At 37.2% G+C, this 23830-nt stretch carries 24 protein-coding genes; all 24 read right to left on the bottom strand.

Annotation, left to right across the window (positions count from 1 at the left end; genetic code table 11):
• Positions 1 to 204: 204 nt before the first annotated feature.
• Positions 205 to 1488: a 3-phosphoshikimate 1-carboxyvinyltransferase gene (gene aroA, locus DS745_RS00785; RefSeq protein ID WP_129076302.1), complete on the bottom strand. Its 1284-nt coding sequence runs from the start codon at positions 1486 to 1488 to the stop codon at positions 205 to 207.
• A gap of 26 nt (positions 1489 to 1514) precedes the next feature.
• A complete protein-coding gene (locus tag DS745_RS00780; RefSeq protein ID WP_129076988.1) occupies positions 1515 to 2600 on the bottom strand; it encodes a prephenate dehydrogenase in 1086 nt (361 codons plus the stop codon).
• 71 nt (positions 2601 to 2671) lie between these two features.
• Positions 2672 to 3757 carry a histidinol-phosphate transaminase gene (hisC, locus tag DS745_RS00775; RefSeq protein WP_129076301.1) on the bottom strand — a complete coding sequence of 362 codons (1086 nt, stop codon included), beginning with the start codon at positions 3755 to 3757 and terminating at the stop codon, positions 2672 to 2674.
• A gap of 99 nt (positions 3758 to 3856) precedes the next feature.
• The gene (gene trpA, locus DS745_RS00770; protein WP_129076300.1) at positions 3857 to 4657 is read right to left on the bottom strand and encodes a tryptophan synthase subunit alpha; all 801 of its coding nucleotides are present in this window, start codon (positions 4655 to 4657) and stop codon (positions 3857 to 3859) included.
• Complete coding sequence (trpB, locus tag DS745_RS00765) at positions 4650 to 5849, bottom strand: tryptophan synthase subunit beta (protein ID WP_129076299.1); 1200 nt, start codon at positions 5847 to 5849, stop codon at positions 4650 to 4652. Before trpB ends, trpA begins: the two co-directional genes overlap by 8 nt.
• Positions 5846 to 6478, bottom strand: a complete 633-nt coding sequence (locus tag DS745_RS00760; protein WP_129076298.1) for a phosphoribosylanthranilate isomerase — start codon at positions 6476 to 6478, stop codon at positions 5846 to 5848. Before DS745_RS00760 ends, trpB begins: the two co-directional genes overlap by 4 nt.
• Positions 6462 to 7232, bottom strand: a complete 771-nt coding sequence (gene trpC, locus DS745_RS00755; protein ID WP_129076297.1) for an indole-3-glycerol phosphate synthase TrpC — start codon at positions 7230 to 7232, stop codon at positions 6462 to 6464. The genes DS745_RS00760 and trpC overlap by 17 nt, the downstream gene beginning before the upstream one ends.
• Entirely contained in the window at positions 7226 to 8248 is a 1023-nt protein-coding gene (trpD, locus tag DS745_RS00750; protein WP_129076296.1) for an anthranilate phosphoribosyltransferase, read from the bottom strand. The genes trpC and trpD overlap by 7 nt, the downstream gene beginning before the upstream one ends.
• The gene (trpE, locus tag DS745_RS00745; protein ID WP_129076295.1) at positions 8241 to 9761 is read right to left on the bottom strand and encodes an anthranilate synthase component I; all 1521 of its coding nucleotides are present in this window, start codon (positions 9759 to 9761) and stop codon (positions 8241 to 8243) included. The genes trpD and trpE overlap by 8 nt, the downstream gene beginning before the upstream one ends.
• A gap of 316 nt (positions 9762 to 10077) precedes the next feature.
• On the bottom strand, positions 10078 to 10455 hold the full coding sequence (gene aroH / locus DS745_RS00740) for a chorismate mutase (RefSeq protein WP_129076294.1): 378 nt from the start codon (positions 10453 to 10455) through the stop codon (positions 10078 to 10080).
• Between the two features lie 49 nt (positions 10456 to 10504).
• A complete protein-coding gene (gene aroB, locus DS745_RS00735; protein ID WP_129076293.1) occupies positions 10505 to 11602 on the bottom strand; it encodes a 3-dehydroquinate synthase in 1098 nt (365 codons plus the stop codon).
• Positions 11602 to 12777 carry a chorismate synthase gene (aroC, locus tag DS745_RS00730; RefSeq protein WP_129076292.1) on the bottom strand — a complete coding sequence of 392 codons (1176 nt, stop codon included), beginning with the start codon at positions 12775 to 12777 and terminating at the stop codon, positions 11602 to 11604. The genes aroB and aroC overlap by 1 nt, the downstream gene beginning before the upstream one ends.
• A 404-nt stretch (positions 12778 to 13181) precedes the next feature.
• Positions 13182 to 13955: a CheR family methyltransferase gene (locus DS745_RS00725; protein ID WP_129076291.1), complete on the bottom strand. Its 774-nt coding sequence runs from the start codon at positions 13953 to 13955 to the stop codon at positions 13182 to 13184.
• Between the two features lie 186 nt (positions 13956 to 14141).
• Complete coding sequence (gene ndk / locus DS745_RS00720) at positions 14142 to 14585, bottom strand: nucleoside-diphosphate kinase (RefSeq protein WP_129076290.1); 444 nt, start codon at positions 14583 to 14585, stop codon at positions 14142 to 14144.
• A gap of 415 nt (positions 14586 to 15000) precedes the next feature.
• Positions 15001 to 15972: a heptaprenyl diphosphate synthase component II gene (gene hepT, locus DS745_RS00715; RefSeq protein ID WP_129076289.1), complete on the bottom strand. Its 972-nt coding sequence runs from the start codon at positions 15970 to 15972 to the stop codon at positions 15001 to 15003.
• Positions 15973 to 15987: 15 nt separating this feature from the next.
• A complete protein-coding gene (locus DS745_RS00710; RefSeq protein ID WP_129076288.1) occupies positions 15988 to 16842 on the bottom strand; it encodes a menaquinone biosynthesis protein in 855 nt (284 codons plus the stop codon).
• A 2-nt stretch (positions 16843 to 16844) separates the two neighbouring features.
• Complete coding sequence (locus DS745_RS00705; protein WP_129076287.1) at positions 16845 to 17441, bottom strand: UbiX family flavin prenyltransferase; 597 nt, start codon at positions 17439 to 17441, stop codon at positions 16845 to 16847.
• The gene (locus DS745_RS00700; RefSeq protein ID WP_277750896.1) at positions 17438 to 18304 is read right to left on the bottom strand and encodes a UbiA-like polyprenyltransferase; all 867 of its coding nucleotides are present in this window, start codon (positions 18302 to 18304) and stop codon (positions 17438 to 17440) included. The genes DS745_RS00705 and DS745_RS00700 overlap by 4 nt, the downstream gene beginning before the upstream one ends.
• Positions 18305 to 18324: 20 nt before the next feature.
• Complete coding sequence (locus DS745_RS00695; RefSeq protein ID WP_129076285.1) at positions 18325 to 19020, bottom strand: demethylmenaquinone methyltransferase; 696 nt, start codon at positions 19018 to 19020, stop codon at positions 18325 to 18327.
• A 3-nt stretch (positions 19021 to 19023) separates the two neighbouring features.
• On the bottom strand, positions 19024 to 19842 hold the full coding sequence (locus DS745_RS00690; protein WP_161568132.1) for a heptaprenyl diphosphate synthase component 1: 819 nt from the start codon (positions 19840 to 19842) through the stop codon (positions 19024 to 19026).
• Between the two features lie 255 nt (positions 19843 to 20097).
• Positions 20098 to 20316: a trp RNA-binding attenuation protein MtrB gene (gene mtrB, locus DS745_RS00685; RefSeq protein ID WP_129076283.1), complete on the bottom strand. Its 219-nt coding sequence runs from the start codon at positions 20314 to 20316 to the stop codon at positions 20098 to 20100.
• A gap of 343 nt (positions 20317 to 20659) precedes the next feature.
• Complete coding sequence (folE, locus tag DS745_RS00680; protein WP_129076282.1) at positions 20660 to 21229, bottom strand: GTP cyclohydrolase I FolE; 570 nt, start codon at positions 21227 to 21229, stop codon at positions 20660 to 20662.
• A gap of 249 nt (positions 21230 to 21478) precedes the next feature.
• Positions 21479 to 21751 (bottom strand): HU family DNA-binding protein, encoded by a 273-nt coding sequence (locus DS745_RS00675; RefSeq protein ID WP_153188165.1) that lies wholly within the window; start codon positions 21749 to 21751, stop codon positions 21479 to 21481.
• 352 nt (positions 21752 to 22103) lie between these two features.
• A complete protein-coding gene (spoIVA, locus tag DS745_RS00670) occupies positions 22104 to 23582 on the bottom strand; it encodes a stage IV sporulation protein A (RefSeq protein ID WP_129076281.1) in 1479 nt (492 codons plus the stop codon).
• Positions 23583 to 23830: the final 248 nt, after the last annotated feature.

Raw genomic sequence — 23830 nt, 5'->3', positions numbered from 1 at the left:
GACAAAAAAAAGCTCCTGCCAAATTTTAGCAGGAAAGAGTTGGTTGGAGTGGAGAATTTAAGTTATACCGCATTTTCAACACTACGTATAACTATACTAAAACCACCATGTAGATAGGATTTAGTTGGAAAATGGGAACTGACTAATGTTATTATATTATCCACTCCATATTGTTGTCAATAAATTTTCTGAAAATTTTATATTTTAAATTAATTCATACAAATGATCAAAGAAGTTAGGGTAAGATACATCAATGGCTTCTATTTCCTCAATCTCAACAGGACCATTACTAACTAACCCTGCAATTGCCATAGCCATTCCTATGCGATGATCTCCATAACTCTCTACTTGTCCACCGTGTAACCTAGTTGGGCCATGAATAATCATTCCGTCTTCTGTAGCTTCAATATCGGCTCCTAACAGCTTCAGTTGATGTACTACTGTATCTATCCTATTTGTCTCTTTTACTTTAAGCTCTTCGGCATCTTTAATGACAGTCGTTCCATTCGCTTGTGTTGCCAGGACAGCTATAACTGGGATTTCATCAATTAAGCGAGGAATAATTTCGCCCCCGATTTCTGTACCAGTAAGGTCTGACGCGCAAATCAGTAAGTCTGCCATTTTCTCTTCATTGACGACTCGTTCATTTTTTATCTCTAATTTTGCACCCATTGCCTGTAAAACATCAATAATTCCTGTTCTAGTATCATTAATGCCTACATCTTTCATTAGAATTTCACTGTTTGGAACGATTGCCCCTGCCACTAAAAAGAAAGCTGCAGAGGATATATCACCAGGTACAACAATGTGTCGTCCTTGTAGAACTTGTCCTCCAGTAACCGAAACAGTGGTACCGTTCTCTTGAATGTCTGCGCCAAATGCTTTTAACATCCGTTCTGTATGATCACGAGATTTATGCGGTTCTGTTACAGTTGTTACTCCCTCACTTTGAAGGCCGGCAAGAATAACCGCAGACTTTACTTGTGCACTGGCAACAGGAGAAGTAAACGTAATCCCCTTTGTTTTTCCACCGCGAATTGATAATGGCGTAAAATTCCCTTCATGACGACCATCAATGTTTGCACCCATTTGTTTTAGAGGAGAAGTAACCCTTGCCATTGGTCTTTTCGCAATAGAGGCGTCACCGATAACAACTGAATGAAAAGGTCTTGTTGCTAATATCCCTAACATAAGTCGAGTCGTTGTCCCTGAGTTACCAACATCCAATATATCAGAGCTTTCTGATAAACCGTCCCAGCCTTTACCGTAGACCGTCACCAAGTCCTCTTTTTGCTCAATTTCAATCCCGAGTTTTCGAAAGCAGGCAATGGTACTTAAACAATCTTCACCTGGTAGGAAGCCTTCCACTGTTGTTTTCCCATTGGCTATTGCGCCAAACATTACGGCTCTGTGGGAAATTGATTTATCTCCCGGAACTTTTATACTTCCTTTTAATTGTTGGACACGTTCAACAACTTTTTTCGCCATGACTAACACCTCAATTTTTTAGACATCTAAGAGCTTATGTAACACTCGTATAAATGGTCAGTTAAGCAAGCAAGGGCTCTATCCCGATCTGGATCAGATCTAAAACTTAACCGTAAAACTCCCATTATATCTTCTCTCGTTTCTAATATTCTTATGTTTGTGATACTTATATCTTCTCTAGCTAATATCCCAGTTACATCAGAAATCACACCAGGATGGTCTGGAACGTCCACATACAAATCATAAAAAGAAGGGATCGCTCCTTTTTGTTTTACTGGAAGACCATCGCGGAACATCTTTGCTGTATCGAAGTATTCATAGATAGAACTGTCATCTGCAGCTTCGATTAAGTTTTTCACACGATCCATTTCAACTTGCCATCTTGATAATAGTTCTAATAATGTTTCTTTGTTATGAATAAGAATATCACGCCACATGACAGGGCTAGCTGATGCAATTCTCGTGATATCCCGGAATCCACCAGCTGCTAAATTTGAAAGAAGTGGTTGCTCCTTTTCAATTTTGGCTACTTGATGTACAAGACTGGCCGCAATAATATGTGGAAAATGGCTAATAATACCTGCAAGCTCATCGTGCTGTTTCGGTGACAACTCAATAAATTTAGCTTTCGTACCTTTTAACCAATTTTGTAGTTGAATTACCTTAGTCATATTCGTATCTTCTGTCGGAGTTAATATATAGAATGCATTCTCAAATAAATGAGCTTTTGCTGCTTCTACCCCTGTTTTATGGGAACCCGCCATCGGATGTCCGCCAATAAAAGTAACATCTTTGCCCTCAAATGCCTTTGCTTTTTCAACAATTTTTTCTTTCGTGCTTCCTACATCAGTAACAATACAAGAAGGCTTTAACTTGTAAGTAACTAACTTGTCAATCATTTCTTCTGTCTTAGTTACTGGGATTGCTAAAATAATGAGGTCAGCGTCAACGATACCTTCTTCGATATTTGTCACAAACTCATCAATTACACCAAGAGATTTTGCCATCTTTAGTTGATCTTCTTGAATATCGTAACCTAATAGCAAACAAGTAGGGTGTTCCTTCTTAATTGCCAGTGCTATAGAACCACCAATTAATCCTAAACCTATCATAAAAACTTTTCGCCTTAGCAATTATTTCCCCTCCTTTCAGCTAGTGTTAATTGTTCATTTAGTTTGCAATCTTAACTGTTAAGATATTGCTTTAATTCGTTAATAATGGCGTCATTTTGTTCAGTATTCCCTACCGTAATTCTTACTGATGTAGGAAAGCCTAGAGCCTCTCCTGAGCGAACAATGAACCCTTTAGATACCAAGTAATTAAACACATCATTACCAGATCTTTGTAAATCAATTAGAATAAAATTCCCTTGAGAAGGATAATAGTCTAAATTATGTTCTTTACAGAAACGATAGTATTGTTCAAGTCCTCCGCGATTTTGTTCTTTGCAATGAGTAATAAACTCTTGATCCTTTAATGCGGCACTAGCTGCAACTTGGGCTAATAAAGAAGTATTAAATGGTTCTCTTGCAGGTTCAATGGTTTGAATGAAATCTGCATTTCCAACTCCGTAACCAATTCGTAATGATGCTAAACCGTATGCTTTTGAGAACGTACGTAAAACCATTAAATTATCATATTGCGAAAGTAGTGGCAGCGTACTAGGATAGTCTTCTGCTACTACATATTCATAGTAAGCTTCATCGCTCACAACTAATACATCTTTTGGTACTTTTGCCATGAACTCTTGAAAGCTTTCGGCGTCAGTGTATGTACCTGAAGGATTATTTGGGTTACAGACCCAAACGATTTTCGTATCAGCATCAATTTGAGCTAACATCGCATTTAAATCATGAACTCCATTAACAAGTGGAACTTCTCTAACTTCTGCTCCTTCAATTACTGCATTGTGCTTATATTGAGGAAATGATGGAACTGCACAAACCGTATTTGTTCCTGGGGTTAATAACGCTCTACATAAAATAAGAATAATTTCATCCGAACCATTTCCAAAAATGAGTTGTCGCTCATCTACATGTAAAAAATTAGCAACTTCCGTTCGAATGTTTGCAGCATAACCATCAGGGTAAATTGCTAATTGGTCTAAGACATTAGCAATTGCTTCTCTTGCAAACTTAGAACAGCCAAATGGATTTTCATTAGATGCAAGTTTAATGACTTCATTTAGACCAAATTCTTTTTTAACTTCATCAATTGGTTTTCCAGGTTTATAAGGGGAAAGTCCTACAAGCTGTTGTTTTACTCTCATCTTTTTTCACTCCATTTTCATAATATAATTAACTTCGCCTTTTCACTGCCCTTCCTCTTCAAGGATAAGATAGTCTTCGGGCTATTTTAATCTATGTTATTACGAAATGATGGAATAAACAAATGTTTTTATTTCTGAAAGTGCTTTTTCCCTTTGATTACTATCTAAAAGTTCTGATTTTTTCGTTTCGATCAGTTTAATTAGTGCACTACCTACAATAATTCCATCACAATGTGGACTTAACAAAGTGACTTGTTCACGATTAGAAATCCCAAATCCAACAGCAACCGGGACTTTACTATGCTTTCTGACTTCTCCTAAAAACTGATAAATTCCATCATCCATCTCTTTTCTTACTCCTGTAACCCCTAGCGAAGAAACACAATATAAAAAGCCAGATGCCTCATTAGCAATCATCTGTACTCTTTCTTTTGAGGTAGGAGCTACTAATGAAATCAACGGAAGCCCAACTTGTTCGCATTTATCGGAAAGGCTACGACTTTCCTCAAACGGTAGATCAGGTATAAGGATCCCGTCAATTTGATTTTGGTTTAACATTGATAGTACTTTGTCTTCGCCTAGCTGTAAAACTGGATTGTAGTAAGTAAAGATGATGACAGGAATGGTTAATCCACGATCTCGCATTAATGGTACTAATTGGATCGCTTTTTCTAAGTTCATTTTTCCCTCAAGAGCCCTTAATGCGGCCTGTTGAATTACAGGTCCATCTGCTAGAGGATCGGAGTATGGAACTCCTAGTTCTAAAATATCTGCTCCAGCTTTTTGTAGTGTTAAAGCTATCTCAATCGTTAGTTCTGCCGATGGATCTCCAGCCATGATAAAAGGAATAAATAATTGTTTTGCCTTACTTGTCGCAATTTCTAACCTTGTATTAGTCATCAGTATTCCCTCCAAAATGATCCATCAGTGTATGAACATCTTTATCACCTCTACCTGATAGACAGACTAAAATTGACTCGTCTTTTGAAAGTTCCTTTGCTCTCTTAAAAGCATGGGCTAAAGCATGGGCACTTTCAATTGCTGGGATTATTCCTTCTTTTCGGGATAACAATTGGAGCGCATCGAGTGCTTCCTCGTCTGTAACACTTTCATATTGAACTCTACCGATATCTTTTAAGTGAGCATGTTCTGGTCCAACTCCTGGATAGTCTAAGCCAGCTGAGATAGAGTGTGGTTCAATAATTTGACCGTCTTCGGTTTGTAAGAGATAGGTTAGTGATCCATGAATTACACCCTTACTTCCTTTTGTTAAGGTCGCAGCATGAAAATTAGTTTCTACACCCATCCCGGCAGCCTCTACTCCTATAAGTGTCACATCCTCCTCTATAAATGGATAAAACATTCCCATTGCGTTACTACCACCACCCACACAAGCGATGATTTCAGTAGGAAGCTTTTCCTCTAAGCTAAGGAATTGCTCTTTTGCTTCATCACCAATCACTCTTTGAAAATCTCGGACCATTCGTGGATAAGGGTGTGGTCCTACGACTGATCCTATAAGGTAAAAGGTATCTGTTACATGAGTGACCCAATAACGGATGGCTTCGTTTGTCGCATCTTTAAGTGTACGACTCCCACTACTAACTGGGATTACCTCAGCACCTAATAGTTTCATCCGAAAGACATTTAAGGCTTGACGTTCGATATCTTTTTCTCCCATAAACACTTTACACTCTAGACCAAACTTAGCCGCCACAGTTGCTGCTGCTACTCCGTGCTGTCCTGCCCCAGTTTCGGCAATAATTTTTGTTTTTCCCATTCGTTTCGCTAGTAACGCCTGCCCAATCGCGTTATTTATTTTGTGAGCACCTGTATGATTTAAATCTTCCCGTTTTAGATAAACTTTCGCACCATCTAAATGACTTGTTATATTTTCTGCGAAAGTTAATGCTGTCGGTCTACCTGAATACTTCTTTAACTGGCTAATATATTCAGAGACAAACGCATGATCTTCAAGAGCTTGCTTAAAAGCTTCTTCTAATTCATTCAATGCATACATTAACGTTTCTGGGACAAATTTTCCGCCGAATTGTCCAAAACGACCATTATCATCTGGAAACTGATAGTTCATAGAAACAACCTCTCCTCAAAATTATTCTTAATTGTTGTTGATTTCCTTCCATCTCTTTCAATCCCACTTGAAAGGTCGATACCTATAGGGTTATACTCCAGCAACTGAGTAATTGTGCTCACATTAATTCCCCCGGCAATAAAACATGGGACTTGCTGATTTTTAGCCTCTTGTTGATATTCCGGGATTACCTGCCAATCAAACTGAACTCCAGTTCCACCTCTTTGTCCAGCTACCTTGCTATCAATCACAAACCCATCAACTTTGTGTCGATATGCTTGCATCGTTTGTAGTCCACTTTTACTATGATGGATGACCTTCCAAACATTCTTTTGATATTTTTCTTTAAGGGTTGTTACAAACTCTGGTGGTTCTTCCCCGTGGCATTGGATAACATCAAGTGAAACTTCTTCCATAACCTCTTCAATTTCCCGAAGCGTGGCATTTACAAAGACACCAACAATTTTCTGGGAAACTTCAACTTCTTTCAGCCACCGGCTGACTTGCTGAGCGGTTACACAGCGCTTACTTGGCGCAAATACAAATCCTAAGTAATCCGCTCTACTTTTGGCAGTAACAATCACATCATTGAGACTATGGTTGCCACAATACTTAAGCAAAGGTCTCATGAAATGCTTCTCCAAATAAACTTTGAATACCTTCTAATGGTGTTCTTGCTCTCATCAACGTTTCACCTACTAAAATTGCTCTCGCTGAACCTTCAAGTTGTTCTAGATGAGCTGTTGAACGGATACCACTCTCACTTACCACAAATTGTTCTTTTGGTAATTGTTTAGCTAGTTCAATTGTTTGAGTAATCGTAGTATTGAATGTTTGTAGATCTCGATTATTAACCCCGACTATCTGGGGCGTAAATGTTGCAAAGACTTTTTCAAGATCAGCTAGTGAGTGTACCTCAACGAGACACTCTAGCCCTTTTTCATAGGCTTCAAGATAAAACTCGTGAAGTTGATTTTTTTCTAAAATCGTAGCTATGAGTAAAATCGCATCCGCTCCAATACGTAAGCTCTCCTCAATCTGTTTAGAATGGATAATGAAATCTTTTCGTAAAATTGGTAACTTTACTTGCTGCTTAATAGATGATAAGAACGTATGATGCCCTAAAAAAAACTGTTCATCGGTTAATACTGAGATAGCGTCTGCTTTTCCCTCTTCATAATGCTTTGCTATGTCAACTGGATGAAAGTCTTTTTTGATAATTCCTTTAGATGGAGAAGCTTTTTTCACTTCGGCAATTAACGCGAGATTACGGTGAGGATTGCTTAGACTCTCAAAAAGCGAATATCTCGACACTTCTAATGTTTCTCGTAATTCAAGCTTGGCAACTTCTTCATGTTTAACAGCAACAATTCGATCTAACATACTCTTTCCCCCTTAGTAACTTGCAGCGAACGAAGCTGTTCTAAACCCTTATATTTATAAAGAGTTTCACTAGCTTTCTCAACACCTTCTTTAATCGACCCAACTTCTTCTGCCACATATAAAGCACTTGCACTATTTAAAATGACAATATTCTCAGCAGTTTTATTTGCCCTTCCCGTGAAAATATTTTCAATTAATCTTGCACTATCGGTTACTGACGTTACTTGGATATCTTCAATTGCTCCTCGCTTTAACCCTACCTCTTCAGGAGTTAATTGGTATTGAAAAATTTCTCCTTTTCTTAACTCAATTACATTTGTATCGGTTGATATAGAGCATTCATCTAATCCATCAGCACCTGTTACAAACATAGCCCGATCAGTCCCCAACTCCCTCAATGTTTGCGCCATTTTCATAGCGAAAGTAGGGTGAAAAACTCCAATCATTTGACGATTAGCATTGGCAGGATTTACAAGTGGTCCTAATAAATTAAAAACTGTTTTAAACCCTAACTGTCTACGAACTTCTGCGACATGTTTCATTGATTGGTGATAGAGAGGTGCAAACAAAAAACAAAGTCCCTTTGTTTTTAATGCTTCTAATGCCTCTTTAGGTGAGGATTGGACTGGGATTTGTAACTGCTCTAAAACATCCGCACTTCCACTTTTGGAAGATACTGCACGATTCCCATGTTTTGCAACCTTCACTTTACAGGCAGACAGGAGGATTGCCGATGCTGTTGAAATGTTAAATGTTGATAAATCATCTCCACCGGTGCCACACGTATCGAGCAAGGTTGCTTCGTCGTGTTCAACAGTTACCGCATGCTCTCGCATAGACTGAGCAAATCCTACCATCTCATCAACTGTTTCTCCTCTAAGGCGCATCATTGACAGTAGACTAGCTACCTGAAGAGCTTCTCCATTTCCACTCATGATCTCATCCATCAGTGACTTTGCCTCAACTCGTGTTAATGTTTTTCCTTCTGAACAATTCTTCAACATTTGTTTAAACATTAGCAACTTCCCCCTCTCTATTTCCAAACATCTTTTCTGCAACAGCTACCGCTTTGATTAATGCTTTTGCTTTATTTCTTGTTTCTTCATATTCCAGTTCTGGCACTGAGTCGGCAACAATCCCGGCTCCTGCTTGAACATAAGCCTTATGATTCTTGATAACCATCGTTCTAATGGCAATGCACGAGTCAATATTTCCATCTAATCCTAAATAAGCAATTGCTCCAGCATAATACTCACGTTTTGTAGGCTCTAACTCTTTTAAAATTTGCATCGCACGAATTTTAGGAGCACCTGAAACAGTTCCAGCTGGAAATGACGAAAATAAAGCTTCTATCGGGTCAACCTTTTTATCAAGATGGCCTGTAACTTTTGAGATCATGTGCATAACATGAGAGAACTTTCCAACTTCCATTAATACAGGGACTCTAACAGAACCATATGCCGCGACACGACCAATGTCATTTCGGGCCAAGTCTACTAACATAAAGTGTTCTGCCCGTTCCTTTTCATCTTTAAGAAGGTCTTTTACTAAAACTTCATCTTCTTCTTTAGAAGAACCACGTTTTCTCGTACCTGCGATCGGATGAATTTCAATATGACCATCCTGTATTTGAACTAATCGTTCCGGTGAACTACCAACAATTTCAATATCATTAAGCTTCAAATAAAACAGGTATGGTGAAGGGTTTATCATCCGTAGAACCCGGTATAGCTCCATCCCAGATACTGTAATATCCATTTCAAACCTTTGTGATAACACTGTTTGAAACACATCACCCGAACGAATATATTCCTGTATCTTTTCGACATCAGTTATAAATGATTGTTTATCGTAATTAGAGCGTACGTTAGAAAATGAAACCTCTTCGTCAATTGGTGGTTGATAAAGTTTTGTAGGTATGCTAAATTCCGACACTCTACGAATAATTTCTTCAACCTTATCCACAGCCAATTGATATAGTTTCTTCAGTTGATCCTCATCCTCTGTCCCAGTTAGTGATATTTGATGAATAAGGAACAACTCTTTTTTATGATGGTCGTAAGCTAAGATCGTTTCACAGAACACAAAGCTCATTTTTTCACTTTTGATATTTTCTAGATCATGTAGGATTGGCTCGATAATCTCTACTGCATCATATGAAATTGCTCCGACAGCTCCACCTTGAAAAGGGATTGGCAAATCTACTTCTTTCGCTTGAATGTAGTCGAGCGCTTGATGAAAAGCTTTGTTGAAAGTACTGTGCTGTGAAATTACTTGCTTGTTTGAATCTAAGAATAAGAAAGCCTGATTATTTTCTCTTAGATAGTACTTTGGAGTTAATCCAATAAATGAATATCTCGACCAAGGAGATTGCTCGTCTTTACTTTCTAATAAAAACACTGCTTCTTGCTCAAGTTGATTAAAAATTTGAATAGGTGTTAACGTGTCTGCAAAAAAATGGGATATAAAAGGGATTGTTTTGTATGTTTTTGCGTCTTCAAGAAATTGCGCAAATGTTAGGTTTTTCATTATTTTCACCTCAGTTAATATAGGTGAAGAAAACGAAAGGTTGAGGGTGAGTTGTTAGACTTTTCGTCATAACAAATGGGGTAGTTTTTATATAGAAACAAACAAATATAGTAAATTTGTTCCTTTTAAACTATAAAAGCCTATAACTGTACAGTTATAGGCATACTTAAATAAACTATACCTCTGCTCAGCTCAACTATACTCATTCTCTTCTCTGCTCTTCTCTGCTAACTAAACAACTAAACTACTCTTTAGACTAACTTTTCTCGTTAAAAACTCTTCTACTCTAAACTCTTCTCTTACACGACATCTTAACTTACAAGTGTCTGTCTGTCAACTGTAAATCTGGTCTTAAATGAATAGCATCCTCTAAATACACATGTTTAATGTCTGCTTGCGCAGAACTAGTGTTAACAGTAAGCATAACCCGAATACATTTAGGTAAGCTCTTTGGAACTGGTATCTCACGAGAACACATAACTGGTACATACGTCCACCCTTCAAACGAACGTAATGCTTTTGCAGGGAACGTTGCGTTTAAGTCCTCTGTAACCGTGATGATTATATGAGCTACATTCTCAGGAGCAACTTGATTTAGGATTATGATCTCCTTTATTAATCTTTCAGTAGCTTTGATTATTTCTTGTTCTTCATTATTGATGACAGTGATTGCACCACGAATTCCTCTAACCATATAATCCCTCCGTCGTTTCTTATTTAGAAAACCTTTTTACTTGGATTTTCTAGCGCGCTATTCCTTTACGAGAAAATTCGCTTAATAACACTTTTAATCGCTCTTCTGGAATTGAAACGACCTCTGCTTTTCCTAACTCACTTAGAAGAACCATACGAACGATGCCATCTTCCGACTTTTTATCTTTTTTCATTGTTTCTATTAATTGCTCAACATCTAACTGGGACGGTAGATCTACTTCATAATTATATTGCTTTAACCAATTGATCATGTTTGGTATATGTAAGTCTACTGAAAAAATTTCCTCACTAACCACTAAGGCAAACAGTATTCCGATTACAACCGCTTCACCATGTGTAATCCTACCATAACCAAGTTCTGTCTCAATTGCGTGACCTAAGGTATGACCCAAATTTAAATGAGCTCTAATCCCTTTCTCAGTCTCATCTTCTTTCACAACAGCTTTTTTAACCGAAATGGATCTTACTAGCAATTGCCCGGCAAGATCGCCTTTGATTTGTGAAAAATCATGAACATTTGATATTAGCCAATCTAAAAACTCTTTATCCCATATCAAGCCATGCTTGATCACTTCCGCAAATCCAGAACGCCACTCCTGTTCTGGTAGTGACTGAAGAGTGGCCGTATCATAAATAACTGCTTCCGGCTGATAAAAAGCACCAATCATATTTTTTCCTAATGGATGATTGATCGCTACTTTACCGCCAACACTACTATCATGGGCTAACAAGGTAGTTGGAACTTGGATAAAAGGAATACCTCTCATAAAAGTGGCAGCGACAAAACCAGCTAAGTCACCAACAACTCCTCCTCCCAGGGCAATCACTAAAGATCGGCGATCAAGACCTTTTTCAAGAGCAAATCCTTGAATTTCATAGTACGATTGAAAAGACTTTGATGCTTCCCCACTAGATATTACATATTCGAACAGTTTATCAAACGTTGAAAGTGATTTCTTAAGTTCCTCTAAAAATAAAGGTGCAACTTTATCATCCGTAATAATTAAAACAGAAGTGATTGAATGTTTAACCGTATCACGAATAAGCCTGTCAACATTGAATCGAATATTCTCTCCAATGAAAAGTGGATAATTTTTCGTACGGGTTTCTATAAGCATTGTTTCCATTAAAAGTCTCTCACCCGTTCTTGGTAACGCTCGATGTTTCCGGCAATCTCATCAATAAAGTCTTTCCCAAATTTATCAAGTAACGCTACCGCTACTTCCCAAGCAACTGTAGCTTCAGCAACAACTGCAGCTGCTGGAACCGCACAGCTGTCAGAACGTTCGATACTAGCTTCAAACGGTTCTTTCGTATCAATATCAACACTTTGTAACGGTTTATAAAGAGTTGGTATTGGCTTCATCACGCCCCGAACGATAATTGGCATACCTGTCGTCATACCACCTTCAAAGCCACCCAGATTATTTGACTTACGACTGTACCCAGTCTTTTCATCCCAGATGATTTCGTCATGAACTTGGCTTCCCGGCTTTCTTGCGGCTTCGAACCCAATCCCAATTTCCACACCTTTAAAAGCATTAATTCCCATCACAGCCGCAGTAATTTTAGCGTCTAACTTTTTGTCGTACTGAACATAGCTACCTAACCCGGCAGGGACACCTTCGATAACAACTTCGACAACACCACCGATAGAGTCGCCGTCTTGCTTAGCTTGATCAATCGCATTCATCATCTTCTGCTCAGCCTCTAGGTCGAGACAGCGAACTGGTGAGTTTTCCGTTTTTTCTTGCAGTTCTTCTATCGACTGATAATGAACATTTTCTGCTTTAACGCCACCTATTTCTAAGACATGACTAGCAACTTTAATACCAAACGTTGCTAATAGTTTTTTGGCAACAGCACCTGCAGCAACCCTAACTGTCGTCTCACGTGCTGATGATCTTTCTAATACATTCCGCATATCACGATGATTGTATTTTAATGCTCCTACTAAGTCTGCATGACCCGGGCGTGGACGAGTAATCTTTCGCTTAACTTCATCCTCACTCATCGATTCATCTAATGGTTCAATCCCCATAATTTTTGTCCAGTGCTTCCAATCATCATTTTCTACAATTAGCGTAATTGGTGCGCCTGTTGTTTTCCCATGTCTTACTCCGCTGACAATCTTCACTTGGTCTTTTTCAATTTGCATCCTTCTACCACGGCCGTGCCCTTTTTGCCTTCTAGCAAGGTCAACATCAATATCACTAGTTTCTAATGCTAAGTGGGCAGGAACCCCTTCTATAATCGTCGTTAATTGTGGTCCGTGTGACTCACCTGCAGTTAAATATCTCATCTCGGTTCCTCCTTATATTCTTTAGCGCTTTTATGCACTAAATTATAACATGCTTTTGTTCTTTTGTCTTACTATTACAAAATCTTTTTTATTTTGCAATGTTTTTTATGATATTTTCCCCAGAAAAATAAGAAAAACGCAAGGCGCCCGCCTATCGGCGACAAGCAAATGTTCTGACAAGCGACTTCCTGAAATTCTTCTTTGCAAGCTTTGCGACGAGTAATCGCAGGAGCAAGTAGTGCGCTCTTTCACTTTTTATCTAGGAAAAAGGCATTACACTTTTTCTTTGGTCAGGTTATTTGACCTCGAGCCCATGGCGCCTGGAGCTAGACAATATTAAAGTCGAAATTATATACTTTCCTATAATGCCAAAAAGGTTAATCATTGATTAACCTTTTTATGTCCTAATTCTTTTTTCTATAAAAAAACGTATCCTCTGTATCAAACGCATACTCACTCGGATTAAAAATTTGTTCGGTACTCCCAACAAATAAGACACCATCCAACCGTAATGATTGACTAAACTTATGATATAAATCATGCTTTGCTTCTTCCGTAAAATAAATCATCACATTTCGACAAACAATTAAGTCAAAATTCATGTCAAACCGGTCAGCAAGCAAATTGCCTTGTTTAAACGTAATCATTTTCTTTAGCTCGTCTTTTACTCGATATCCCATACCATCGTTTATAAAATGCTTTTGTAGCATATCCTTTGGAACATCTTTCATTGATCGATCAGTATAAATACCAGATTTTGCTCTTTCTAAGATGGCTTTATCGAGATCTGTCGCGAGAATTGAAAAACTACCCGACGGAACTAGTTTCGATAAAATCATTGCTAGGGTATAGGGCTCTTCTCCAGTGGAACAAGCGGCACTCCATATTTTCAAGCGCTTATTCGATTCTAACAGACGAGGAAGAATTTTAGTTTCTAGCACTTCCCAACGTTTCGGATTTCGATAAAATTCTGAAACATTAATGGTCATTCTCTCTAGGAATTCATCAAATAGCTCTTGACTTTTCATCATTGATTGGAAATAGGCAGAAAAATCAGCATAACCTCGTTTGTCCCTTAAAGAAGTTAATCTTCGTTTCATTTGAGCCTCTTTGTATAAAGCTAAGTCAATTCCAGTTTTCCCTTTAACATTATGTATAAACCCTTGATAGTCATCCATTTCTAGTTCCCCTTTATAAAAAAGCCTAAGCGCCTAGTTATGCCAAATTGACAAACTCTTTATTTATCTTTTCTTTATAACATATTTTACTATGAGTTACTAGACAAAAAAAGCAACTCCTAGACGATATTAGACAAAAAATGAGGACCCAAGCAAACGCTTAGGCCCTCATTTTTTATTTTTATATTATGTCCAAGTACCAATTGTTTTTTCGTAGTTATTTAATTCCTCTTCTTTAAAGAAAATTCCGATCTCACGAGCAGCACTTTCTGGAGAGTCAGAACCATGAATTACGTTCATGCTCAATTTAGCAGCGTAATCTCCACGGATTGTTCCTGGTAGAGCATCTTTTGGGTTAGTTGCCCCCATCATTTGACGAGCGATACTAATAACGTTCTCACCTTCCCATACCATTGCAAATACAGGACCAGAAGTAATAAAGTCAACTAATTCACCAAAGAACGGACGCTCTTTATGCTCTGCATAATGCGTTTCTGCCATTTCTCTTGAAACCGTTAACAATTTTGCACCTACTAATTGAAAACCTTTGTTTTCAAAACGCGAAACGATTTCGCCTACTAAATTTCTTTGTACACCATCAGGTTTCACCATTAAATATGTTCTTTCCATCCGTAATAACCTCACTCTCAAAGTATGTATTTATTTTGTTGGACAAGTTACCTATTATTCTCAGAAAGACCAACATTCAGAATTATAACAAACATTCACTAGATATTCAATAAATTGAGATTTCGCTTAGGAACACACTTCTACTAAAAAATCAGGCTGTTTTCGCAAAGTTTGTTGCTTTCGTAAAAATCCCAAAAGCCGGATTTTTACACATATCATGCTATTATTTCACTACTTATATAGTATGCACTGCTCTTTTCTTCCAAATTTAAGGGTTAGATTCCCGTCTAAGGAATTTTTCCAGCTAAATTAATGTTAAAAAGCAACAGTTTTTTGTGCGACGAGTAACCGCAGGAGCAATGTTTTAGAAAAGAGCCAAAAATAAAGACATATACAAATGCATATGTCCTTTTTATTAGTATTTTCTTGTACCAATATATTTGGCAATTTGATAAAAAGAGTCTTTGGCTGGGATGTCTGGTAGATTTTCAAGTTCACGATATGCCTTAGTAAGATAGCGATCACTTATCTCAAATGAATACTCAACTCCACCTGTTTCTTTAATCATTTGGATGATTTCACTCATTACTTTTTTATCTGATGTTTCATTATTTATCATTTGAACAACATACTCTCGTAATTGGGAGTTCTGCTCCATACTGTATAAGGCTGGTAAAGTAACATTTCCTTGTTGTAAGTCACTACCGGCTGGCTTCCCTAACTCTTTTTCTGTAGCAATAAAATCCAAAATGTCATCCGTAATCTGAAATGCCATTCCTACATTATATCCGTAGCGATACAGGCTTAATTGGATATCTCTAGGGGCATCAGCAGCTAGTGCACCTAGGCGACAACTAACAGCAATTAAAAGAGCAGTTTTGCGTTTAATTCTCCTTAAATAGTTACGAAAGTTTTGGTCCCAGTTATACTGATCACGTATTTGCTCTACCTCACCAATACACATCTCAACCATTGCATCTGAGAGAATTTGATGAACTTCTGGTTTATCACAATTTGTTGCCATTTCAATTGCCCTAGCAAAAATATAATCACCAGTATACATAGCCACGCGATTATCCCATTTTGATTTTATCGTCTTCTTCCCACGACGTAAATCAGCATCATCAATGACATCATCATGAACTAGAGATGCCATATGAATAAGCTCTAATGGTACAGCCACTTGTTTAATTTTTTCAATCTCATAATCTCCAAATTTAGCTGCAAGTAGAACAAAAACAGGTCTAATACGCTTTCCACCAGCCTTCAATAAATGGGAAGAGGCCTTTTTTAAAATCGGATGCTTAGCGTCAATTGTCGCCTCTAATTCTTTTTCTATTTTTGCTATATCAGAGCGTAAATGCCAATATATATCCGTTAACTTCATGCTCTCCACCTTAAACTAAATGGAATGACAATGATCTAATGCACTCCATAATGATATTGTGTTCACTTTCTTTAACAACCCTAACTCCGTTGCTTTATCAAAAAAGAGATAGAGCCCCTCAATATGTCTCTCAGTTAAATCATGATTTAATCCATAGAAATAATTCTGCCAAAACTGCTCAGAACCACGTAACTCTTTCCTGATTGAAGATATCATTTCTGAATAATTGTTTTCAATACATTTTTTCTTACTTTCCATAAAACCTTCATACAGAATACTAATTCTTTCATTTTCTCGCTGCAAGATTTCATTACGAACGGCTAGAACTGCAAATGTCATTGGTAATTTCGTATGCTCGTACCAAATCTGCCCTAAATCATAACGGTGGACTTCAGGTGAAAGCCCCCATAAGGTTACGATCGCATCATCTCCAATTAACATACAAGCATCGTGTTCTTTTAGCATTTCATGTAAATCAGGCTTCATAACAGTATAGGTAATATCCATTTGATAAAAAGTTTGTAAAATGATTTTTAATAAATTAACCGATGTAGCAGAACTAGAGGTTAATGCTACTTTCTTTCCATCAAGCTGAGTAATCGGCACTTTTGAAAACAAAAATATTGAGCCAACGCTCTTTGGCGATGATACAGATAAGTTCGGAAGAATTGTGTACTGATCTACATGTTCACCGTAAGAGAAGGAAGATATACCACCCACATCAATTATTCCATTTGCCATTGCTTGATTTAACTGTGACGGAATTTGTGGCACAAACATACATCCAATACGGTTTAAATAATCTCGTTTTAAATAGTAATATAGTGGAAGCATATTTGTGTATGAAATCTCACCAATTACTAAACTCATAATTAGTCCCCCCATCGGGTGAAGAGTTGATGATCAACACCTATATTATCAAGCACTTTTCCAACCACAAAATTTATTAAATCGTCCATCGTCTTTGGAAGTTGATAAAAACCTGGCATAGCAGGAATAATTTTTCCCCCAACCTGTGAGACTTTTAGCATATTTTCTAAATGAATTTGATTTAGTGGTGTTTCCCTTGGAACAAGCAATAATTTTCTGCCTTCTTTTAACATAACGTCAGCAGTTCTTTCAAGTAGATTTCCGGATGCACCATGAGCAATACCTGATAGCGTCCCCATAGAGCATGGGATAATAACCATACCTTCATTACGATATGAGCCACTAGCAATCGGCGCAGTGAAGTCTCGTAACGTGTGATAATGTAGATTTCCTTTGGAGTTAATAAAGAGCTCATTTAGTAGTTTCTCACGATCGCTTGTTTCAAATAGTAATTCCTCTTTAAATACTTGCCAGCCCGCCTCAGTGATAATTAGATGGACTTTATAATCAGTTTTTAATAATTCCTGTACGAGTCTAACACCATAAATTGCCCCACTCGCTCCGGTTATACCCACAGTAAAGATTTTTTCCTGGCTCATAGTAATAAATCCCCAATCGTAAAAATCAACATTACCATACTTAATATACCGTTCATCGTAAAGAAAGCAACATTTACTTTTGATAGGTCATTTGGCTTAACTAACGAGTGTTCGTAGATCATAATTGCACCTGAAATTAGAACACCAATTAAATAAAGCCAACCAAGTGGTGTAATAAAAAATAGGGAAATGAAAGCAAGAAAGCTGACTACATGAATTCCCTTCGCAATTAGTAAAGCTTTGGCGATTCCGAAATAACTTGGAATAGAGTATAATTTCACATTTTTATCATAATCCGCATCTTGTGTTGCATAAATAACATCAAAACCTGCAATCCATAAAGCAACCCCAAGAAATAATAAAAAGGCATCTAGTGTTAAAGTGCCAGTAGCACCAACCCAACCACCTAAGGGAGCAATTCCAATCGTTATCCCAAGCACCAGGTGGCAAGCCCACGTAAAACGTTTCGTATAAGAATAGATAACTAGAAAGAAAACAGCAACCGGTAACAAATAAACAGCAAGCATGTTTAGTTGATAGGCTGAATAAAACAGCAATGCAAAAGAAACAATAATAAAGGCTATTGATTCAAATGTTGAAATTAAACCAGCAGGAATTGCTCGGTCTTTCGTTCTTGGGTTTGCCTTGTCAATCTTTGCATCAATAACACGATTTAAGGCCATGGCAGCGCTCCTCGCTCCTACCATAGCCAAAGTAATCCAAACCCACTGAGATATAGTTGGCCAAGTACCGTTTACTAGCAAACTTCCTAACACAGCTCCTAAAAAAGCGAACGGTAAAGCAAATATCGTATGTTCAAACTTAATCATTTCAAGAATTATTTTTATTTTTCTAATCACAATTCGCTCTCCAGTCTCTCCTGTTATTTCACACCAAGATGCATGGCAGCAACACCGCCGGAATAAGATTTCACTTGAACACCAGTAAATCCTGCTTCGGCAAACATCTTTGCTAATTTTTCCTTGTCGGGAAAGGTCATTGTTGACTCTTGTAGCCATGAATATTCTTCATAACTCTTTGCAAACAATTTTCCGAATATAGGCATGATATATCTGAAGTAAAGATGATACACTTGTTTGAAACCGAAAGCCGTTGGCTGAGAGGTCTCAAGACAAACTACCTTCCCTCCTGGCTTAAGAACTCGATACATTTCCTTTAAAACTTGCATATAATCCGGAACATTTCTAAGTCCAAAACCAATCGTCACGAAATCGAACTCATTATCTTTGAACGGTAGTTCCATAGCATTCCCATGAATTAGTTCGATCTGTGGCATTGACTGAACTTTTTGTTTTCCAATGGAAAGCATGTTTTTGCTAAAGTCTAGCCCATATACCTTTCCATTATTCCCAACCGCTTGTCCTAAAGCAATTGTCCAATCAGCAGTGCCACAACAAACATCTAATGCCTTCTGCCCTTTTTGTACAGACATGCGTTTCATTGTATCTTTACGCCAAGCGACATGACGCTGAAAACTAATAATCGAGTTCATCTTATCGTATTTTTTATATATCGTTTCAAAGACTTGATGAACTTTCTCCTCTTTAGATTGAGCCATTTCTTAACCTTCTTCCGCTATTTTTTCTTTTAAAAGTTCATTTTCAATTAGCATTTGATCCATCCTAACCAAAATAAATGAGCTTAATGGAGATGGTTGTTTACAAAGGGTATGCAATTGACTTTTTGAAAGAAAAATATATTTATCACAAATTTCTATGCAGTGTTTTAGCCGAGCTTCTCCATGTAGATTGAGCTTATTATTTGCATTAACAATTGCATCAATTAATGGAACACTCTTCCCTTGTAAAAGAGACTCTCTTTCTGTAATTAAACGTTTAAAGAAGAAGAACTCTCTAGCTATGCTTTTCCAATTCGGTAACTTAAAGTGATCCGCAATCTTTGCAATTAAGGAAGATTCAATCGTTTTAATATCAGAGATAGACTGTGTGACACTTTGCTCGGTATTTTTATAAAAGCTCATCTTTGATTCATTAATTTCTTGGATTGAATTTGCTAAAAGACGAATCATGGAAATATCATTTATTTTCGCTAACAAAAAGTAATACAAACTACTATAGTAGTCCCCGGCCAATACAGTAAGTTGTCTTTCTTTTTTTATTTTTTCAGAGCTGAGCACCGATGTAGATACTGTTTCATGAGTATCTAAAGCAGCTTGCACAAGTAAAGTGGTAATGATATAGTCATTCAAACTCTTTTTTGCCAGCTTCTTCTCCTCGAGCATCGAATAAAGGAGAAATAATCGATCTTCATCTAGGGATGGGTCCTCTAAAAACTTCGTAATATAAGGATGATTGGTCCTTTGATAAAATCGTTCCTTTATTTGTTTTATTTCTTCATTTATATAGTTAATTAAGATCATCTCAAGTCCCCCAGAAAACAAAACAATTTTCCCCATATTGATTTTCATTACAACGTAAATAATTATCGCAATTGTTAATAAGTGTTTAGTTTGGTAATGATTCATCAACGATTTTGAACAAAATGCGAACAAGTTTAGTATAACATAATTTTTTAAAAAGGATAAACCCTGATATCATAATATAAACATATGCCACTAAAGATTGGTTAAGCTTAAGCATATAAGTGAAAAAAAAAGCAGGTTTTGCCCGCTTTTTTAACTATCAGTCTCCATCTCGCCGTGCTTCGTTTGAATAATTGCTTTTCCTCTAATTTTAATTGCAGAGGTGTGTTCAGTAAACTGAGCAATCATTACTTCCCCTTTATCTAATTTCTCAGAATGATGGAAGCGAGTATCTGACCCTCTTGTTAAACCAATGACGTTGACGCCATTTTCTTTTGCCTTTATTACTATAAAATCATCACTACTAGCCATAACGTCCTCCCCAAAATATAACACTTTTTCTTTACTATCACCTAAGTACAATCGAATGTCAATGTTTGTTTACATAAGGCTGTTTTCTCAAAGGTTGTTGCTTTCGTAAAAATCCCAAAAGCTTGATTTTTACACCCACTCACACTTACGAAAAGAGCCTTACATAATAAAAATATAAGCTAAATAAACACCTAGCAAAATTAATATCATAGGAATGATCCAACTTAACAGCTGAGTTTTTGCGTTATTCCTCATTACGTTCACCTCATTATTAAGGTAACCACTTTTTAGCATAAAATGTAGAATTAGCTTCTTCTAGACAAACCCAATCTAAACTTCAGTATTACCTTGAATTAATTAAGGATAAGACCTCAGCTCTTGCTGCAGCATTATTAGCAAATGCACCACGAACTGCAGACGTCACTGTGGAAGAACCAGGCTTCTTTACTCCACGCATAGTCATACACATATGTTCTGCCTCAATAACTACAATTACACCTAGAGGCTGTAATGTTTCAACCATTGCATCTGCAATCGTTGATGTAATCCTTTCCTGTAGCTGTGGACGTTTTGCTACAGCTTCGACCGCTCTTGCTAGTTTACTTAAACCAGTAACTTTACCCCCTTTAGGAATATACCCGACATGGGCTTTTCCATAAAAGGGTACCAGGTGATGTTCACACATTGAATAAAACGGGATATCTTTAACAAGGACTAATTCTTCATGTTCTTCACTAAACACGGTAGCAAAGTGTTCTTTTGGGTCTTGGTTTAGCCCTTGAAACACCTCTTCATACATTTTTGCTACGCGCTTTGGTGTATCAAGTAATCCCTCTCGGGTAGGATCTTCGCCAATCGCTTCTAAAATCATGACAACCGCTTGTTCAATTTTTTTATGATCAAAATTATTCAAAACAATTATCCTCCTAGTATGAAAGTCTTTGCTTTATAGAACCTGTTCATATAAAAATCACGTTTATCAATAATTCATTCGGTATGAAAAAATCATAGCATAGTAAACATTACCAAGCAAATTACTACTAGAACATGATCAAAGCTTAAATCACTCTTTATTATCATGTCCAGAAAGAAATGATCTAGATATAAAAACATAAAAAAGAAGAGATGTTCTCACATCTCTTCTTTCCCTATATGTATAGGATTATTTTACTGCATCTTTCAGTTGTTTACCAGGTTTAAACGCTGGAACTTTACTAGCAGCGATTTCGATTTCTTCACCTGTTTGAGGGTTGCGTCCTTTACGAGCAGCACGCTCACGTACCTCAAAGTTACCAAATCCGATTAATTGTACTTTATCCCCACTTTGAAGAGAGTCAGTAATTGCTTCGAATACAGCATCAACTGCACTAGTTGCATCTTTCTTAGAAAGACTTGACTTCTCAGCAACTGCATTGATTAATTCTGTTTTGTTCATGGATTTCACCTCCTCCCAAAATTTCGCGTTATTCAATTTCTTGCACATTTTCACAGTTTTTATACTTGTTTTAAAGGAAATACTTGAATAACAAGCCTTATATTAAACGATCAGCTAAAATAATTCAATATGTTTTCGATAATTCCTTGCATATTTAAAACTTTTTTTCCTAAATTTTCACGTTTTACCTAAAAAAAATACTATCAGTTTAGGGAATTTTATCATAATTATTACAGGTTGGCAAATATTATATTTTATTGTATTTTTTCGGCGATTTTTTTCACTTGACAAGCCATAAGAAATACAAAAAAACTCTCCAAAAATCTGGAGAGTTTTTACGGTTTAGTAGTTATTATAAGATAATCGCGATTAATCCGCCTGAACCTTCGTTAATAATTCTTTCAAGAGTTTCTTTAAGTTTATATCTTGCGTTTTCAGGCATTAATGATAACTTCGCTTGGATTCCCTCACGAACGATGGAATTTAATGAACGACCAAAGATATCTGAATTCCAAATGGATAACGGATTGTCTTCAAAGTCTTGCATCAAGTAGCGAACAAGCTCTTCACTTTGCTTTTCTGTTCCAATGATTGGTGCAAATTCTGACTCTACGTCTACTTTAATCATGTGGATTGATGGCGCAACAGCTTTAAGACGAACACCAAACCTTGATCCTTGACGAATGATTTCAGGCTCATCTAAGCTCATGTCACTGATTGATGGTGCAGCAATACCGTAGCCTGTTTGTTTAACCATTTTAAGCGCGTCTGCTACTTGGTCGTATTCTGCTTTAGCATGAGCAAAATCTTGCATTAGCTGGAGCAGATGATCTTTCCCTCTAATTTCAACTCCAACAACCTCTTTTAAGATTTGGTCATAAAGGTCGTCTGGAGCATAAAGGTCAATTTCCGCGACACCAACGCCCATCTCAATGCCCGCTAAACTAGCATGGTCAATGAATTCAAATTCACCAAATAATCCTACAACACGATCTACATCACGTAGTCGCTTGATATCTTTCACTGTGTCACGAACAGCTTCTTCATAACTCTGACGTAACCAATGCTCTTCTTTCAACACCATTACCCAGCTTGGCAGGTTTACGTTTACTTCATGTACTGGGAATTCAAATAGAACCTCTCTCAAAACGCTATTAATGTCTTGTTCATTCATGCTTTCCACACTTAAAGCTAAAACTGGAACATCATGCTTTTCCATTAACTCTTGTCTAAGCGCCTCTGTATCAGGGTGTTGCGGGCGCACAGAATTAATGATAACGATAAATGGCTTACCTACTTCTTTTAATTCATTAATGACTCTTTCCTCAGACTCAAGATAATTTGCTCGAGGAATTTCACCAATTGAACCGTCCGTAGTAATGACCACCCCTAACGTGGAATGCTCTTGTATCACCTTTCTCGTACCAATTTCTGCCGCTTCTTGGAAAGGAATTGGCTCCTCATACCATGGTGTATTGATCATTCGAGGACCATTCTCATCCTCATAACCTGTAGCACCAGGAACTGTATACCCAACACAATCTACAAGCCTAATGTTCACATCTAGTCCTTCATCAACATGGATTGTAGAAGCATGATTTGGGACAAACTTTGGCTCAGTAGTCATAATTTGTTTTCCTGCAGCACTTTGAGGTAATTCATCTTTAGCTCTGGCTTTTTCAGCCTCATTTGCAATATTTGGAATTACTACTAACTCCATAAACTTTTTAATAAATGTCGACTTCCCTGTTCTAACGGAGCCCACCACTCCTAAATAAATATCGCCACCCGTTCTCTCAGCGATATCTTTAAAGACATCAACCTTTTCCACGTGATCCCCTCCCGAATCATTTGTTTAAAATATTTCATCCACGACTTTTAGGACTTTTACTAAATATAGTAGTACATAAAGTTATCGTGGAAGCTTCCAGTTCGATAGTTTTTTTCTTGGACAATATATACATATGATGTTGTCCAACAAATATGACACTTGTTCCCAAAAAGATATTTAAAAAGAAATAACAGGTATACTTTTTTATGTTTTTTACTCATCACCCACTTACCCCAAAAAGTCATTAC

The organism is Anaerobacillus alkaliphilus (assembly GCF_004116265.1).
Classification (GTDB): domain Bacteria; phylum Bacillota; class Bacilli; order Bacillales; family Anaerobacillaceae; genus Anaerobacillus; species Anaerobacillus alkaliphilus.
Note: the sequence above shows the minus strand (reverse complement) of the source record. Positions and strands in the feature narration are given on the sequence as shown.